Origin of the sequence: Kosakonia arachidis (assembly GCF_900116535.1) — a bacterium.
GTDB lineage: Bacteria > Pseudomonadota > Gammaproteobacteria > Enterobacterales > Enterobacteriaceae > Kosakonia > Kosakonia arachidis.
Genome location: NZ_FPAU01000012.1, coordinates 38,707 through 55,626 on the forward strand (window position 1 = coordinate 38,707; position 16,920 = coordinate 55,626).

Here is a 16,920-nt window from a genome sequence, read left to right on the forward strand (position 1 = left end):
CTCCTCGCCGGGCATCAGCCCAACGTTAACAGCTGGTTGGCGCCTTTTTCGTTATCATCAACGGTGCTGATAACCTTCATATTCATGTCGAAACTGCGCGCGGTAGCGATCATATCGACCATGGTTTTGACCGGACTGACGTTACTGCTTTCCAACATCCCCGGCATCAGCCGCAGATCCGGATCCATCGGCATCGGCGCGCTGTTACCCGCTGACGCATTACTGTCAACATGGAATAGCCCATCATCGCCCATCTGCAGCGTACCGGCCGGAGCATTGACCATTTTCACCCGTCCCACCTGCGCCAGCGCTTTCGGTTCATCCCCTGCCCCCAGGGCGCTCAGGGTGCCATCGGGTGCAATAGTGACCTGGGACTGCGGTGGCACAGTCAGCAGACCGCCGTCGCCCATAAGCGGCAGGCCGCGTACGCGCAACCCTCCCTCGCTGTCTACTTCAATATTTCCATCCCGGGTATAGCCTTCGCTGCCGTCCGGAAGCTGCACGGCAAGCCAGCCATCCTTTGGCAAAGCAACATCCAGAGCGCGATCGGTCTGATGGACAGCACCCATCGTCATGTCGTTATAAGGAGTTGACTCTGTAACCAGGGTACGTGTGGCAACGGTTGGTCCGTTTACCGGTACCGCCCGATAAGCCGTCAGTTGTGCACGGAAACCGGTGGTTTCCGCGTTCGCCAGGTTATTCGCCGTGACCGACTGGCGGTTAAGCGCGGCATTTGCCGCGCCCAACGCTGTATAAATCGCACGATCCATAATTAGCCCAGATTAACCAGTGTTTGCAGCAGTTCTGACTGGGTTTTAATGGTCTGCGAGTTGGACTGGTAGTTGCGCTGATAGACAATCATATTGACCATCTCATTACTCAGATCCACGTTGGAGGCTTCCAGCTTGTTGCCGTAAAGGGTGCCCAGGTTCCCTGAACCAGAAATACCGGTTACCGGCTGGCCGGATTCCGGCGTCTCGGTCCAGCAGTTATTGCCTTGTGAGGAAAGGCCGCCCGGGTTAGTGAAGTTACTTAATACCACCTGCCCCAGCAACTGCGTCTGCCCGTTGCTGTAAGATGCGATAATCTGACCATTGTCGCCCACGGTGTAACCATTCATTAGACCCGGGGCATAACCGGTGGTTGTCGGACTGTTCATGGCATTATCAGAAGCCTGCTGCGTCATGCCCGTCAGGTCAAAATCAAAATTCAGTGGCTCTCCCCCGTTATAGGCGGCACCCTGCACATTCAGCCTTGCCGGCTTGGTCGTCAGCTGGCCTGATGGGTCAAACTGCAATGCGGTCTGCTGATAACTTCCGGTCGGCGCCGAGCTATCATTGGAGTAGACCGTCCACTGGTTATCCGCCGTTTTGGCATAGTAAATATTGATGGTGTGCTTGTTCCCCAGACTGTCGTAAGCGTCGGCCTGAGTCATATAGCTGTAGCTGGTGTTATCGGTCGGATCAAAGGTGGTATTGGCAACAACGTCAGTACCGGAATTGAGGTTGCCATTAAGCGTACCGCTGTCTGAGGCACGAGCCAACATCTGCCCGTCGGGGATCTGAATCGGGCCAACGGGGGCACCTGACGGAATCGCTGGCGGTGTGCCAGTTGCCTGATACCCCGTCAGAAACATCCCCTGATTATTCACAATGTAGCCATTAGCATCTTTTTTGAATTGCCCGTTACGGCTGTAAAAAATGCGGCCTGCTTCATTCTCCATGCGGAAAAAACCGTTGCCGGAAATACCCATATCCAGGCTGCCGGTCCCGGCACCCAGTACACCATCGGTGAAGCTCTGATTAACAGCGGAAACCTGAACCCCCATACCAACCTGGGAACCGGCAAAAACATCGGCGAAAGCGATAGATCCTGATTTGAAACCCACTGTTTGGGAGTTAGCGATGTTGTTACCAACAACATCCAGCGCTTCCGAAGCTGCATTCAGGCCGCTCAGGCCCTGTGAGAAACTCATTGTGATTAATCCTGATAGCTAAATAATTAATTGAAACTATTCGATTTCGTAAACTTGACCGAGGGTTGCCGAGCCATCCACGCCCAACTGCAACACGGAACCTGAAGGTGAAAATGAAACACTCTCAACGTTCGCCTTTTTCAACGCCACGATTTCCGGCGCATCGCCCGTACCGTTTGTTGCAGTAAACGAAACGGTATAGGTAGTGTCTTCCGGCGGATCTGAAGGCTGAAAATTATTCAGATCATTAAGATTGCAGGTATGGATACCCGACTCGACATTTGGTATCTGGGCGCGATACGAATTGCCCTCTTTATCGGTTAAGGTCACTTCAACATTGTCTGCGCCACTGGACAGTGAGAAAGAAAAGGTTTTGTTCGCCCCCTCGGTATCTGAGGTTTCTACCACCGGTTGCCCTTCCACCAGCACTGAGCGCCCCACCCATTCTGCCGCGTTCATCTGCTGCATACTGCTAACCAGTGTGCCGACACTATTTAATGTGCCGTTAAGCTGCTCCACACCTGCCGCAGTATTGAACTGCGCAAGCTGCGTGGTCAGCTGACTGTTATCCATTGGGTTAGTCGGATCCTGGTTTTGCATCTGTGCCACCAGCAGCGTCATAAAGTTATTCAGTAAATCTGAAGCGCTGGTTCCCGTTCCGCCGGTGTCATCTGACGCTGTGGAAACCTTCGGTTGTGCATTGCTATTCGTACTGCTCATTAACGGCGCAACTGCCATGGTGGTTTTCCTTTATTGACCCAGCGTAAGAGTTTTGAGCATCATTGTTTTAGCCGTATTCATCACATCAACGTTTGCCTGGTAACTGCGCGAAGCAGAAATGGTATTCACCATTTCGCCGGCCACATCGACATTCGGCATGTGGACATAGCCTTGACCATCAGCCAGGGGATTACCCGGCTCATATACCAGCCGATCCGGTGCATCGCTTTCCACAATATCGCTGACGCGTACGCCGCCGATTTCCTGATCTGGCCCACCATCGACGTTGAAAATAACCTGTTTAGCGCGGTACGGTTTACCGTCTGGTCCGGTAACGCTATCGGCATTGGCCATATTGCTGGCGCTGACGTTAAGCCTTTTTGACTGAGCGGCCATGGCTGAGCCGGAAATATCAAAGATACTGAACAGTGACATATTGATAGTTAACCCTGATTAATTACACTCATCATATTTTTAATTTGCGTACCCAGAATCGTCAGAGCCGACTGATATCGCACGCTATTGTCAGCAAAATTAACGCGTTCCCGATCCATATCCACCGTATTACCATCAGCAGCAGGCTGGTCAGGAACACGATATAACAACTGAGCATCACTCATTGCTGGCGCTGTTGCCGCAATATGATGGCCAGAGGTCAGCGTTAACGTCAGCGGACTTTCACTACTTTTATTTCTCGTCACTGCCTGCTTTAACTGGCTGGGAAAATCAATATCCCGCGCCTGATAGCCAGGCGTATCCACGTTTGCCATATTCGAAGCTAAAATAGACTGACGTTTATTAAGTAAACTCAGTGCCTGCTGCTGAAAATTAAGCTCTCTGTCGAGTTTATCAAGCATAAAATAGTTTTTCCCGCTGGTAGATCGGACGTTTTAATAGCGGCATATTAGAAGAGAGCAAGAAAAATCTATAACTTTAAAAATAGACAAAAACAACTCTACTTAGCTGCTTTACCTTTACTCAACAAAACACCGAAGCTATCCTCACAAATAGCGACAGAGATATTCTCATTTCACCCATCGGTAAATTTTATTTTTCGATACACTATAAGTGCAAAAAATAAACGAGATATACCTTATGTTTGCCACTGTATTACGCGTCACGCACCTGAAGACCAGACCCAGTCTAAGCATTAATATACTGCGAATAACAATGCCCATTCTCTTTTTAACTCTTAGCGTACCTTCACCAACGTGGGCTAATGACGACACGTTAACGAGGAAAATCGTTACCCTGCTTAACAGCAATATGAATTTGCCGCCGCAAGCCAGACCTTCACTGCATGTAAAGCTGCTTACCTCCCCCGATCAACGGGCAAAACTTTGCGCAGATCCCGTAGTAACGTTGAGTGGTAATCTGAGCCGACTGGCAGGTAACCATAGCGTCATTGTGCAATGTGAGACGCAGCGCCGATTTATCCAGATTAATGTTGATGCTGTGGCAACCTGGTGGCAGGCCGCGCATGCGCTGCAGCCGGGCCAGACGATCAGCATGGATGATATTCGCGCACAGCGTGGTTCACTGGCGCACTTGCCCGCCGGGTTAATTCTCGATCCGCAGCAGATTATTGGTCGCATCGCCATGCGTGCTGTTCGCCCAGGCGAGAACCTGGTAGCAAGCCAGTTTCGCCAGCATTGGGCCATTACCACCGGACAGAAGGTACTGATGACCTGGATGGGTACCGGATTCAAAATCAGCGCCACCGGTAAAGCGCTGGATAATGCCGCGCTCAATGGCAGCTTACGCATCCAGACCGCTTCCGGACAGATCGTTACTGCAACTGCCATTGCCGACGGTAAAGCGACGGTGGCAATGGAGTAGCCGCAGCAACATCAGAGATAACTCAATGGCTCCCTTTAGTTTTTTCAACCACGACCGATAATTTAGTACAGGAAAAGAAAAAAGCATTAGTCACAATCTTGTCGAGGATGATTATGAGCATAAACCGCACACAACTGATATCCCCCACTACTCTCACAGGAATACATCAGGAATCAGCAAAAAGAACGGGCAGAGGGACGATTCAGGTGCCCTCCGCGACGACCAGAACGCGTACCGATACTAAAGTGAACCTGAGTAATCAAATCCAGTCGCTGAAAACTGATGATAGTCAGGATCTGGATATTGAAAAATTGGAGCAAATTAAAGCGGCGTTGAACGCAGGGGAACACTCTATTGACACCGATAAAATTTCTGCGTCTCTGGTCCGGGATATGTTTCAGCTATGTTAAGTGAAAACGGCAAGAAAATTAAGCAATTACATACCACGCTATCCAAAATGCAGCAAATGCTGGAAGAACTGCAGTCTGTATTATCAGAAGAGCTGAATCAGCTAAAAAGAGCCCAGGTGAATCCCGTTTCGCTCCAGATGCTGTCTGATAATAAAAGCCGATTATTATCCACAATTAACTTTTATGATGAACAGCGTAAATCGGAAGAGCAGCAGTTAAATCTGGCGGCACCCTATCCTCAGCATATTGCGTTGAAAACGATATGGGAAAAGATTATATCTTCAGCGAGCAAGGCAAAACTGATCAATTCCAGTGCTTTTCCTCTTATTGAGGTTCATATGCAAAAAGCCGTCACATTGAAAAGCATGGTCAGAAAAATAGACTCTGGTGTATCCCTTTACAGCGCAAGTGGTAAAGCGCAGAAAAATTTAATGGGCAAATCTTATGACATCAACATTTAATTAACTGTTAATCAGACAGAAAAAACTTTGACTATCTATAAACATCACGATGCATAATTTTGAACAAGTTACTCGCAAACCGTCAGTAAGATTTTTAACCGGCAAAAAGCCTGCAATTTACTTCTCTTTTTACTGAAATAGTATAAGGCCATTCGCACTTAAAAATAATTTAAAATATTACCTGTTGTATCGATAGCAGGTATTTTGAAGTGGCAAAACCTTTACTGCGTAGTGGCAAGCTGGATGATTTACAGGCGTTAGGTGAAAATGTTCAAATGATATTTATGTCAACATTACGCTTGCGCAGACAGCAGAACTTATTTAATTGTCTGGCCATCCCGCAGCGCTATGAAGACGATAATCGGATGAACGGGTACGCCCCGCTGGAAAGCAAAGTTATCGTCTGGTCTGCCGCCAGCGAAACAGAACAGCACTCGGCGCTGTGTCATCTTGGAGATTGCCAGACAGCGCTGCTAAAGCGCACGCAGAGGGAGAATGCATCGGACGCATCACGGCTGATATGGGCGATTTCGTCGGCTGGCACTCATCATGCCAGTCTTCGTCAGTTGGGCGCCCGCGTTCAGCACATTATGACTCGTGCCGAAGAAGGATAAAGCACTCTGCCATCGTTAGCCATCGACCTGTTTGCTGAATCAGAAAACAGCGGATATGCGAACGCTGACCACCAGGACTTTGCCGCCCGGGCCCACCGGGCATGGGTTAATTATCTTCGCCAGCTGACACCGCAGGAACCACCGTTACAGGCTCCAGAGCTGGAGCCAATGCAGCTACGGATCCTTTACGCTCAACTGATTAACTTCAGCTATCGCTATGACCTCAGTGCGGTACGGTGGAACAGATTAAACCAAACGGAAACGTGCCATGGGCCAGACACCGCCAGCACTAAAGCGGCAATCAGCGAGTTCATTGCCTGGCTGGGCTACGCCAACATGGCCGTAGAGGAACGCCCGCGCAGCAGAATCAACCCACAGACGGCAATTTTCATGCCCCTCCGGCGGGTAAATGTCACGACGCGGTTTATCCATCAGAAGCTCCAATCGGTCGGTCAGGCCACCCACTGGGCTTACGACTGGCTGATCGCGCTTGATAACCGAATGAGAGAACAGAACAAAGTCGACAACGCTTACGGCCTCAGCCATCAGTAGCGTGAGGCTATGAGTGCTGCCCTGATGGAAGTCAACACCTCAACATCAGAGTGCATATCATCAGGATAAACGGTGGCGAGTTTCAATTGAGTTAAAGCGTAGAAGTGCGTGTACACAAACGCTATTTATCACACTTGCAAGGCTATCTTATGAACTTATGGATTAAAAAAATACCGTGCTTTACCGGACGTCGACCTCATCTTCAAAATGTGCGCCCTTCAGAACCGGTGAGCAATCACCGTGCCGCCCCGGAGCAGGCTTATGAACGTATTATTTGCTCACAGTTACTGAAAGGCGTCTCGACACTGGAAGTGGTAAGAGACGCTTTGCTTAAATCGAGCCAGGATCTACGCAATGAACAGCAGGCTATCGACGAGTTAAGCAGCCGTAATAGCAGCGCCAAGAATTCACTGGAAAACTTAGTGAATCTCATCGAGACAATTGGGACCAGCGTCGAGCAAAGCACCGGGTCGCTGACTAAATTCAGGGCTTCTTTTGAAGAAATCAATAAATATATAAATGAGATCGATCAGCTATCGAGACAAACCAACCTTATTGCTGTCAACTCCGCCATCGAAGCTGCGCATGTCGGCAGCAAGGGCGCGGGGTTTAGCGTGATTGCTAAAGAAATAAAGTCCCTGTCCGATCAGGTAAGTCACAGTGCCAGTAACATCTCGGCCCTGACCAAAAGCATTGAAAGCAGCGCCAACAACGTCTGCACCGTGGTTTCAAACCAGCAACCGGTGATTGAACATATGAATCATGATATTCACCATATTGTTGAGTCCATTAAAATTGTTATTTCTCGCTCAGTAAGAACGCAGTCGGTTATCACGTTTATCTCCACGCTGCAATTTCTTAACACCGTTAAGCTGGATCATGTGATCTGGAAACTGCAGGTCTATAAATTGCTGCTTGAAAAGAACAAAGATCACCATGTCAATACCCATACCGATTGCCGCCTGGGTAAGTGGTACTACGAGGGAGAAGGGCGTAGCTTTTCACATTATGCTGCCTATGCGCAGCTGGAAAAACCCCATGCCGAGGTTCACTCCGCCGGACGACGCGCGCTGGAAGCCTTTTTTGACGATGATATGCAAGGCATGACGGCAGCGCTCGAGAAAATGGAACAGGCCAGCAACAATGTGGTCCGTCTGATAGATGAGCTGAGCACAGAGATTCAATTGAGCGAGTCGCAGACATCGCTGCAATATTCATAGCTCAGGTTCGGCCAGCGATTCAGTTATGGTAAAACATCGTCACCGGCCAGACCATTTGCTACCAAAGGCTACGAAGCAGGGCCGTTCTTGCGGATGATCGAGGCGGCAAAGCCGGTGACAATCTTCTTTAGCTGTAGCAGTAACGTAACCTGTCGATAACACTACAGCTTTTTTTTTACCTTATTTGGAATTCTCTTCATCAACGGTAAATACCGCGACAATATCAGCCAGTTTTTTAGCCTGTACATCCATCTCAAGCGCGATTGCTGATGATTCCTCTACCAGGGTAGCGTTCTGCTGCGTAACGTTATCCATTTCATTGAGCGCGCTGGCTACCTGGTTGATACCACTACTCTGCTCTTCGGAGGCGTTTGTGATCTCTTTCATGATATTACTGACCTGCATGATCGAAGACACAATCTCTTTCATTGCGTTACCAGCGCCGGAGACCTGCATTGTCCCCTCACTGACGTTAACCATTGACCCCTGAATCAGCGAACCAATCTCCTCCGCAGCTTCTGCACTCCGTTTGGCCAGGTTCCGTACCTCTGAGGCGACCACGGCAAAGCCGCGTCCCTGCGTCCCGGCTCTGGCAGCCTCAACGGCGGCATTAAGCGCCAGAATATTGGTCTGATTTGCAATCCCATTAATCACACTGTTAATTTCGGCAATCTGCCGGGCGCTTTGCTCAATTTTCTGCATACTTTCAATAACAATTGACATTATGCTGGATCCTTTCTGCGCAATCACGTTCGCCCTGGATGCCAACTCGTTCGCTTGTCGGGCGTTGTCGGTATTATGCGCCACGGCCGTTTTAATCTGCTCCATGCTGGCGGCCGTCTGCTGCAGAGAGCTGGCCTGCTCTTCGGTGCGTGCCGAGAGATTCTGATTACCATTCGCAACCTCCCTGGCAATATTGTTTATCCGTGATGAAGCAAGCTTAATCGAAGAGGCAATAATGGTTAAGGAACCACGCATCCCATTCAGCTCATGATGAATGCCATTGATATCTTCATAGCTACCGCTGTGCTGTTCTGTTAAATCACCCTGAGAGATATAACGAATGTTCTCTTTAATACGATTGGTTACCGACATAAATTCATTGCGTAGGAGACGGTAAAAAACGATTGATAAGATGAGAAATATTATCAGGATGGCGAAGACAACGAACATAGTGACATGGTAGGCATCATTTACACTATCTTTGGTACCCTGCACATCATATTTAAGGATTAATTCGCGAAAATCCATTGCCAGCTTATCGAAAATTGCAATATTCGCTGCGCTGGATTCCGCCTTGATCTTATCTATTGCCGCTTTAAGCTCATTTGTTTTCTGTATTCCGCTGGCCGTTTTAACCGGCGCAACAGTGAGGAAACCGTCGAAAGCCTGGTAAGCTTTCTGCAAAGAGTCAGCGATCTCTTCTTCTGATTCCCCCTCGTGTAAATAGCTGCTGGTTTTCGCCAAATAGTCATGCTGATAAAAACCCAGCGCAAAACCTTGAACTTTCTCGTCAATCAGCGATGTAGAATATAAAGAAACGGCTGATAACAGCAGGAAACAGGAAAGCAGCACTATGAAAGCTACTGCAATAATAAATTTAAGCTTACTTCTATTCACATTCACTATAAGCCCTCTGATTTAGCCTTAACTTTTAACAGGTTAGTACCGAAAGATAGCAGTATTTTATACGCAGGAAAAAGATTACATATTCTATTGATTTTCACTTCGAGCTTCAATGAGCACAAAGAAAGGATAAGCCATCAATTATTACCGTTTTTCGCCAACTCAGCCTGACCAGTGGTTAAATCCCCTCATCCAGAAAATACATTGCAACTGATAGTTACTGGCCGAACAAACACACATTCTGTTACGTTATCACCATCTAATAATAGTTTCGTTGAGCTTTCATTTGGTTTTCTGCTGCTAAATTCGACTGCGTTATCGACAGGGAAATAATTAATAAATTTTCTTTAACATATTAATAAATATACTAGCATTAATTTTACATTTCTGAGGAGCAGGAGCATATGATACCGAATAACGACAATCAAAGTGAACAAGCGCAAAATATTAATGATTTAAACCTTTCTTACCTGCTACTGGCACAATCTCTGATAAAGCAGGATAAGAATGCCGCTAGTTTTCGACTTGGTTTACCCGAATCGCTGATGGATCTCCTCAAAAGTCTGTCAGTTTCACAATTAATTAAACTGGCCTCTACTAATCAACTAATTTGCCAGCTACGCATTAACAGCGAAGCCATTATTAATTGCCTGACAAAGGATTCCCGTATAGACGCACTGCAATGTGTACATACGGGGATTATCCTTTCAACCGATCTGCTTCAGGGCCTTTCCGCGTCCGATATGACAAGGTGATACCCCATTATGAAAGAATCATGCATCATTAATGAAATCAACGACATAGTCATCGCCATGGAACTGATATCCTACGGGGCTCGTATGCAAGTTTTAGAAAGTGAGACCATACTCAGTCGCAGAAAATTATTACGGTTGTACAAAGAAGTTAAAGGGTGTTCACCCGCAAAAGGAATGCTGCCATTTTCACCAGACTGGTTTATGTCATGGGAACAAAACATCCATTCATCCCTGTTTTATAATATCTATTTGTATCTACATAAAATGGAAAAAAAACGTCCTATTGAATCACTACTTAAGGCCTGGCGGCTTTATAAAGAACAGTGCCCGGACGAACCGCGAGAAAAACCCGTATTCGAATTCACCCGAGCCTGGACATTATTACGCTTTATAGATTGCGGGATGCTTGAGCAGATCCCCTGTTCTAACTGCGGGGGTAAATTTATTTCAACAGTGCGTTATACAAATGCATCCTTCACCTGTAGCCTGTGCTACCCACCTTCTCGAGCCAGCAAGAAAAGCAGTGTTACTGTCGAACTAAACGCTTGAATATATATTTCTCAGTGCCCGGCTTTTGCAAGCCGGGCAACCTGCCTTTATGCTAGCAAGAAAAAAGCCGACACTTCCTCCAGATATTCACGTCATATCAGAATTCATTCATCTGGTAAACTATGCAAAATTTTAAGACCAAATTTAGAACATTATCCCGGTACATAATCAATGAATAACACCTCCCTGTCTTTTGCAGAAATTGAACAACGTTTTTTGCATAGCGATGTGAAAGTTTTATCACTGGATTGTTTCGATACGCTGTACTGGCGCTACGTTTCACGACCATTTGATATATTCACCCGCATTCAACACGGACTATGCCCGAGTGCACGTTCTAAGGCCGAATCAAGAGCCAGAGGGAAAAAATATTTTACTACCGGGAAGGACGAAGTCAGCATCGCAGAAATTTACGCTGAGTTGAGCAGTCAGTTTGATAGCGAAGAGCAGAAAAAAATCATTGAATATGAACTGACGCAGGAAATTGAGAATGGTTTCCTTTTCCCCCCGGCGCTGGGGTTGCTGCGCAAGGCGAAAGAGCGTGGTGTTCGCACTATTATTGTTAGTGACATTTATTACAACTCTGAGCAATTGAGTCGCCTGCTATCAGCCCACAGTGATGAAATCCCAACGCTGATTGATAAAATTTACTGCTCTGCCGAATTTGGCCACGGAAAAACAACAAAGCTTTGGCCTGAAATTGTCCGCCAGGAGCAAATTGCGCCGCAGGATATCTTTCACGTTGGTGATAATTTTATCGCAGATTATCAGAAACCAGCAAAGCTGGGCGTGAATGCTGTTCACTTTAAACAGTATGAAAAGCCGATCGTCAACGTGCTGGAGCAACGAGCAATTGCCGCTAACATACTCTTTCCATCCAGTCGCGCCACCGCTCCTATTCCCTCGCTTTTCCATGCCTGCTATTCAGTGGCATTACGCGGTGATATCAGCAGTGAAAAACTGACGGCATGGACCATGCTTGGGCCGGTGATGTACGCATTCGCCCGTTTTATCAAGCAGCAGCGCGATAAAATCCCCGGTGTAAAACTGGGCTTTCTGATGCGTGATGGCTATATGCCGCGCGAGGCATACCAGACGCTTTATCCGCAAGATAGCTGTGGCACATTGCGGATTTCACGCTTCACCGCTATTTGCAGCTCTTTCCACAACCGGGAGAGTATTGCCAGTTATCTGAGCGACCTGTTGCATGAAATAGTGAGTTCAAACGAGCGGATTACCCAGGACGGGTTTAGCATGATTGCTAAGCACCTGATGGTAAAGACTGAGCAATCCAAAAAAATCCAGGTCCGCCTTGAAGAACTCAACTATTCTGCTGAATATCTGTACGAATCCCTGCTTGCCGATGAGATCGTCCAGGAGACGCTTGCCCGTTCGGCCGACTTCCGCAGTCGCCTGATTGCCCACTTACGTAATGAATTAAACATCGAGCCAGGCGACACCCTGATGCTGGTAGACCTGGGCTATTCCGGTACTGCACAAAATCTGTTAGCTCCCCTGCTGGAAAAAGAGCTAGATATTAAGGTTCGCGGCTGTTATATGATTTCTGTCTGGATCCCCGGCTGGCATAAAAACCGCGCGGGAATGATTAATCCTGACAATGCCGATTTCCGTCTTATCAGCACCCTGATCCGATTTATCGCATCGGTTGAAATGCTCTGCTCCTCGCATGATTTTTCTGTCACCGAATACAGTGAAGAAGGCCAACCAACAGGTAAAAACGATAAGATGTCGCCGCTGGTGCTGCCGAAGATCCGCCAGATTCAACAACAAGCGCTCGACTGTATACGCATGGCGGCAGAGCTAAATATTCCTACCTCTCAATCACTATGGGAGGCGGCGATCATTGATCTGGCGCGCTATATTTATTTGCCACTGGCTGGAGAGACCAAACAGCTTGAAGAGCTGACCTTTGATATTAATATGGGCACGGACGTAGTAACAAAGATGGCCGATATTCAGGACGCGATTGACTATATGCGTCGCTACGGCATTTCCCGTCTGACGCTTGGCGAAGATACTAAAATACGTACCAACTACCCTTCCGAGTTACGCAGCTGCGGCATTGAATATTCCCTCTCGACATTCGTTATTTCTCGCTATGCGATCTCCTGGTCGATGGCAAACAGTACCCAGCGTAAGCAGGCGCTGCAGACCATGTTTGTGCTGGATCAACAGCGTACCGAATGCAGGACGATTAACGCGACCAGTACCTTTGATGGTTATTTCTCACTCTATATCCCTCAGATCACCCCGGAGATAGTGGTGCTGATGGGGAAAACTCTGCGTGATTTTGAAATTTTTAGCATTAATCTCGTACCGCAACACTCCGTTTATAAAGAGAGCGAGAACCGATTCTCGCATCCGCTGAAGCTTAACCAGGACTATTTTATCGATGGTGCCACACTTACCAATAATCTGGTTTTGAATATGTCGGATGAGGGATTTATCTATTTCCGCCTTCAGCAGATACCGATGAAATCAATTATTCATATTGTTTATCGTCCGTTGAATATGAAATCTACGTTAACCTCGATCGAAAATTGCTAACTCAAAAGGTCATATCGCGTGTCTGTTCCCGAACTTGTCAGCATTATTATTCCCGCCTGGAAAGCAACCTGGTTTGAAATCGCCCTACAAAGTGCGATGCAGCAGAACTATGGGGCTTGCGAAATTATTATTAGCGATGACAGTAAAGATGACAGTATCGCACGCATCGTCGATAAGCTCAGCCCCATATCCCGATGGCCGATCGTCTATCAGCGCAACGTATCGTCACTGGGGGAAATGGGCAATACCGCATCCTGTCTGGCTAAAGCCCAGGGAAAATATATCAAGTTCCTGCACGATGATGACGTTTTAAAAATTAACTGTGTCAGTGAACTGGTACAGGCAATCAATCGCCATTCGGATATTGTGATGGCGACATCTCATCGCGAAATGATTGACGTTCAGGGAAATCCGCTACCGGTTAACCTGGGAACGACACCCCTTTTTAACGTAGATAGCGTACTCCATGGCAGGGATGTCATTAGCTTACAAGCGGATACGCCGCTTAATTTCATTGGCGAACCCAGCGTCGTGCTTATCCGCAGCGATATCCTGCGTACAATACTGGCTGAGGGAGAACCTCTTTCCTCACTGGGCGGCGAACCAATGCCTTTTTTAGGCGATCTGGCTATGTATCTTAAAGTGCTACATTTCGGCCATCTGGCGTTAGTTTGTCAAACGTTATCTCAGTACCGCATTTCACGCAGCCAGTCCCTCGCCACAGCAACAGAAAAAGCCGACGTGGTGAGTGAAACCCATAAAAAAATGCCGCTGGTGATTAAAAAACTGGGTTGGTACGATCCTTCAAGAAAGCAAGACCATATTCGGATCGCTCCACTCTCTCATCCGGAACAATTTACCGAGCAGAATCTCCTGCAGGAAATTGCCCTCTCGGCGGTCAATAGCCGTCTTAACAGGTGGCTGGCTGAACGCAAATTGTATCCGGTGCAGCAGCAACAGGCCCTGGACTTTTTTGCGGCGCAATCCGCATGCCCTCGCTGTACGGTTTATATTGATGCCCGTAACAGCGAACGTAACGCCTGGGACAGAACCTTTAACAGCCTGTCTCATCAGGTTGCAGGGGTAAGCTGGCAGATTATCGCCCTGATTAATGAGCACGTTGATTATCTTCCTGCCGGAACAGAACAGATACGCCTCGATTTACCGGATGGTCTGGAGGCGCTAAACACCAAAAATCGCGAGCTAAGCAGCGACTGGCTGCTCTTTCTGGATGCGGGTTGTCAGCTACTCTCCTCCGGTCTTGTTGCCCTCTCCTCTGTTCTGAGCCGCGCTAGCCAACTTGATGCCATCTATACGGATATCATTTGCCCACTCGGTGGTAAACCGTTGGATACACTGTGCCGCCCTGATTTCAACCTGGATTTATTATTAAGTACTCCAGGACAGATGTCAGGGCGCTGGTTATTTCGGCGCGACCGGGTGGTTGCGGCTGGAGGATTTAATCCAGCTTGCCCGCAGAAATTCGAATTCGAATTGCAACTGCGTCTTATTGAAAATACAGGGGCAGAAAAGATTGGCCATCTCAGTGAACCGCTTGTACAGGAGATCAGGGCATGCAGACCGGGTTCCGCAGAGCCAACTCTGCTGCTCAGCCATTTGCATCGTCGCGGTTTTCCCCATGCAGAGATACAAGCCACTGATTATGGCCCATGGCGGGTGAAATATCACCATCAGGACACGCCGAAGGTAACCATTGCCGTGCTTGGCGGCGATATTGATAGCATTAGCCGCTGCGTGACAGGCTTACTGAATGTGACCCGCTACCCGAATTATGAGCTGGTTATTGTGGCGGATAAGCGTGCGGAAGCGGGACGAGAAATCTGGTTAGAAAGCGTCGCTAAGCTCGACCCTGAACGTATCAGGGTAGTGTACTACCCGGCCCTCTGGCAGCGGGCAGGCATGGCAAATATGGCCTCCCTTAATGCGCAGGGCGATTATTTGCTGTTTTTGAGTAGTAGTATTCAGGTTATGGATGCTGAATGGCTAGATAATATGCTGAATCACGCCCTGCGACCGGAAGTCGGTATCGTGGGCGGTAAGCAGCTATATGATAACGGCATGATCCGCCACGCCGGTTATATTCTGGGTCTGCAGGGCGGCGTGGCCGGAGAACCTTTTTACGGGACAGATGACAAAAACAGCGGCTATATGGGTCGCCTGCATGCCGATCAAAACTACTCCGCCGTTTCAGGCGACTTTATGCTGGTCAGTAAAGATATCTGTTTTGCCGTTAACGGTTTTGACGCCGATCTTAACTGTTATGATGATATTGATTTTTGCCTGCGGGTCCGTGAACTCGGCGGACTGACAGTCTGGACACCCTACGCCAGAGGATGTCGTCACCCCGAGAAAACCGTCTCTGCCACTACGCTGGCACAGCGTGAAGCGGAAACCGACACGCTGTTTGAACGCTGGCGATCCTTAATCAGCCAGGATCCGGCTTATAATCCCAATCTTTCTCTCACAGCCGCCTTTACACTGCAGGATGATAGCCGGCAAAGCTGGCGGCCACTGTTCTGGCGTCCTGTGCCAGTCGTGCTACCCGTAACCGGCGAACAAAACAGAGAGAGCACCTGGCGCATCGCCGCGCCTTTTGCTGCACTGCGCGATGCAGGTTTTATCGACGGGAAGTCAAACAAAATCCTGCCAGGGCTGCCCGAGTTCATTCATTACAACCCGGACGTGGCCGTTATTGAACAGCAAAGCGGGATGGGATTGCATAACTGGATAAAAAAAGTGTCGCGATTTGGTTCGGCATTTACAATTGCTCAGTTAGCGCCCCCACCCCCTGCAATAACGCTTTCCCATACTGAGTTCACCGCCGTGCAGGACGACTATGTTGCCAGCGTACGGCGAAATCTTACCTATGTTGATCGGCTGATTGTTGCCGACGAATATCAGGCTGAGGTGTTCGCAGATGCTCATTCTGACGTTATTATCGTCCCCACCCGCTTGCCGCATGCAAGCTGGGGCCAGCTCTGCTGTCTACGCAATCAGGGGGAGAAACCGCGTATTGGTTTGCCGGGCAGCCTCTGTCACCGCAGCGTGCAGGAACTGATCGTCGGGCTGATCACAACCTTAGCTAACGATGTCGAATGGGTGGTTTATGGCCCTTGCCTGCCCGAACTTCGTTCTCTGCTCAAAACATTACGGCGCGAGACAGATACTGAAATTTATCATCAGGAACTGGCCTTTATGTCTCTTGATCTTGCTCTGGTCCCGCATGATGGCCATCCGCTGACTCACGCGCACGCACATTGTCATCTGATTGAATATGGTGCTTGCGCTATCCCGGTCGTGTGCAGCAGTACGCTCAATGATGCAAAATCCCTGACGGCTACCCGTGTCACCAATCAATTAAGCGACTGGCAAAATACCATAAGAATGCATCTGGCCGACACAACTGCCAGTGAAAAAATGGGTAAGGCGTTACAAAGCGAAGTAAGGCAGCACTGGCTGCTGAATAACGACGGGTTAAATTTGTGGTCACAGGCCTGGCGAATCCGTTAAGCGCTTAATTGATTCCGCAAGATATTGCCGGAAAAAAACAATGCTGTGCCATCAATTATTTTTCCGCAGTAGATATAAATAAAAAAGGATGTCGTCAGGG

General features: G+C 48.3%; 16 protein-coding genes. 10 read left to right on the plus strand and 6 right to left on the minus strand.

All coding sequences use genetic code 11. From position 1 onward, the window contains the following. Positions 1-14: 14 nt before the first annotated feature. Genes BM427_RS23805 through flgB form a run of 5 tightly spaced genes read right to left on the minus strand, consistent with a single transcriptional unit; the run spans position 15 to position 3,552 of the window. Positions 15-770: a flagellar basal body rod protein FlgF gene (locus tag BM427_RS23805; RefSeq protein ID WP_090126850.1), complete on the minus strand. Its 756-nt coding sequence runs from the start codon at positions 768-770 to the stop codon at positions 15-17. A gap of 2 nt (positions 771-772) precedes the next feature. Further along, complete coding sequence (flgE, locus tag BM427_RS23810; RefSeq protein ID WP_090126852.1) at positions 773-1,975, minus strand: flagellar hook protein FlgE; 1,203 nt, start codon at positions 1,973-1,975, stop codon at positions 773-775. 36 nt (positions 1,976-2,011) lie between these two features. Beyond that, a complete protein-coding gene (locus BM427_RS23815; RefSeq protein ID WP_090126854.1) occupies positions 2,012-2,713 on the minus strand; it encodes a flagellar hook assembly protein FlgD in 702 nt (233 codons plus the stop codon). A 12-nt stretch (positions 2,714-2,725) separates the two neighbouring features. After that, a complete protein-coding gene (gene flgC / locus BM427_RS23820) occupies positions 2,726-3,130 on the minus strand; it encodes a flagellar basal body rod protein FlgC (RefSeq protein ID WP_090126856.1) in 405 nt (134 codons plus the stop codon). An 8-nt stretch (positions 3,131-3,138) separates the two neighbouring features. Continuing rightward, complete coding sequence (gene flgB / locus BM427_RS23825; protein WP_090126857.1) at positions 3,139-3,552, minus strand: flagellar basal body rod protein FlgB; 414 nt, start codon at positions 3,550-3,552, stop codon at positions 3,139-3,141. 313 nt (positions 3,553-3,865) lie between these two features. Here flgB and flgA point away from each other — a divergent pair, with 313 nt between their 5' ends. The 6 genes from flgA (at position 3,866) to BM427_RS23855 (ending at position 7,791) form a co-directional block, all read left to right on the plus strand. Further along, positions 3,866-4,534: a flagellar basal body P-ring formation chaperone FlgA gene (flgA, locus tag BM427_RS23830; protein WP_167518532.1), complete on the plus strand. Its 669-nt coding sequence runs from the start codon at positions 3,866-3,868 to the stop codon at positions 4,532-4,534. A 113-nt stretch (positions 4,535-4,647) separates the two neighbouring features. Beyond that, the gene (gene flgM, locus BM427_RS23835; RefSeq protein WP_167518533.1) at positions 4,648-4,944 is read left to right on the plus strand and encodes a flagellar biosynthesis anti-sigma factor FlgM; all 297 of its coding nucleotides are present in this window, start codon (positions 4,648-4,650) and stop codon (positions 4,942-4,944) included. Further along, positions 4,938-5,405, plus strand: coding sequence for a flagella synthesis protein FlgN (locus BM427_RS23840; protein WP_090126863.1), 468 nt, complete (start codon positions 4,938-4,940; stop codon positions 5,403-5,405). Before flgM ends, BM427_RS23840 begins: the two co-directional genes overlap by 7 nt. A gap of 209 nt (positions 5,406-5,614) precedes the next feature. Beyond that, positions 5,615-6,019 (plus strand): hypothetical protein, encoded by a 405-nt coding sequence (locus BM427_RS23845; protein ID WP_090126865.1) that lies wholly within the window; start codon positions 5,615-5,617, stop codon positions 6,017-6,019. 27 nt (positions 6,020-6,046) lie between these two features. Beyond that, positions 6,047-6,571, plus strand: coding sequence for a virulence factor SrfC family protein (locus BM427_RS26405; protein ID WP_367888891.1), 525 nt, complete (start codon positions 6,047-6,049; stop codon positions 6,569-6,571). A gap of 149 nt (positions 6,572-6,720) precedes the next feature. After that, positions 6,721-7,791: a methyl-accepting chemotaxis protein gene (locus BM427_RS23855; protein WP_090126868.1), complete on the plus strand. Its 1,071-nt coding sequence runs from the start codon at positions 6,721-6,723 to the stop codon at positions 7,789-7,791. Positions 7,792-7,971: 180 nt separating this feature from the next. Here the strand turns inward: BM427_RS23855 and BM427_RS23860 are convergent, their stop codons facing one another. Further along, a complete protein-coding gene (locus tag BM427_RS23860; RefSeq protein ID WP_208809151.1) occupies positions 7,972-9,366 on the minus strand; it encodes a methyl-accepting chemotaxis protein in 1,395 nt (464 codons plus the stop codon). Positions 9,367-9,821: 455 nt separating this feature from the next. Between BM427_RS23860 and flhD the strand changes: the two genes are divergently transcribed. The 4 genes from flhD (at position 9,822) to BM427_RS23880 (ending at position 16,820) form a co-directional block, all read left to right on the plus strand. Then, positions 9,822-10,172 carry a flagellar transcriptional regulator FlhD gene (flhD, locus tag BM427_RS23865; RefSeq protein WP_090126871.1) on the plus strand — a complete coding sequence of 117 codons (351 nt, stop codon included), beginning with the start codon at positions 9,822-9,824 and terminating at the stop codon, positions 10,170-10,172. Between the two features lie 9 nt (positions 10,173-10,181). Then, positions 10,182-10,721: a flagellar transcriptional regulator FlhC gene (flhC, locus tag BM427_RS23870; RefSeq protein ID WP_090126873.1), complete on the plus strand. Its 540-nt coding sequence runs from the start codon at positions 10,182-10,184 to the stop codon at positions 10,719-10,721. A 171-nt stretch (positions 10,722-10,892) separates the two neighbouring features. Then, positions 10,893-13,289 (plus strand): hypothetical protein, encoded by a 2,397-nt coding sequence (locus BM427_RS23875; RefSeq protein WP_090126875.1) that lies wholly within the window; start codon positions 10,893-10,895, stop codon positions 13,287-13,289. Between the two features lie 18 nt (positions 13,290-13,307). After that, positions 13,308-16,820, plus strand: coding sequence for a glycosyltransferase (locus BM427_RS23880; protein ID WP_090126878.1), 3,513 nt, complete (start codon positions 13,308-13,310; stop codon positions 16,818-16,820). Positions 16,821-16,920: the final 100 nt, after the last annotated feature.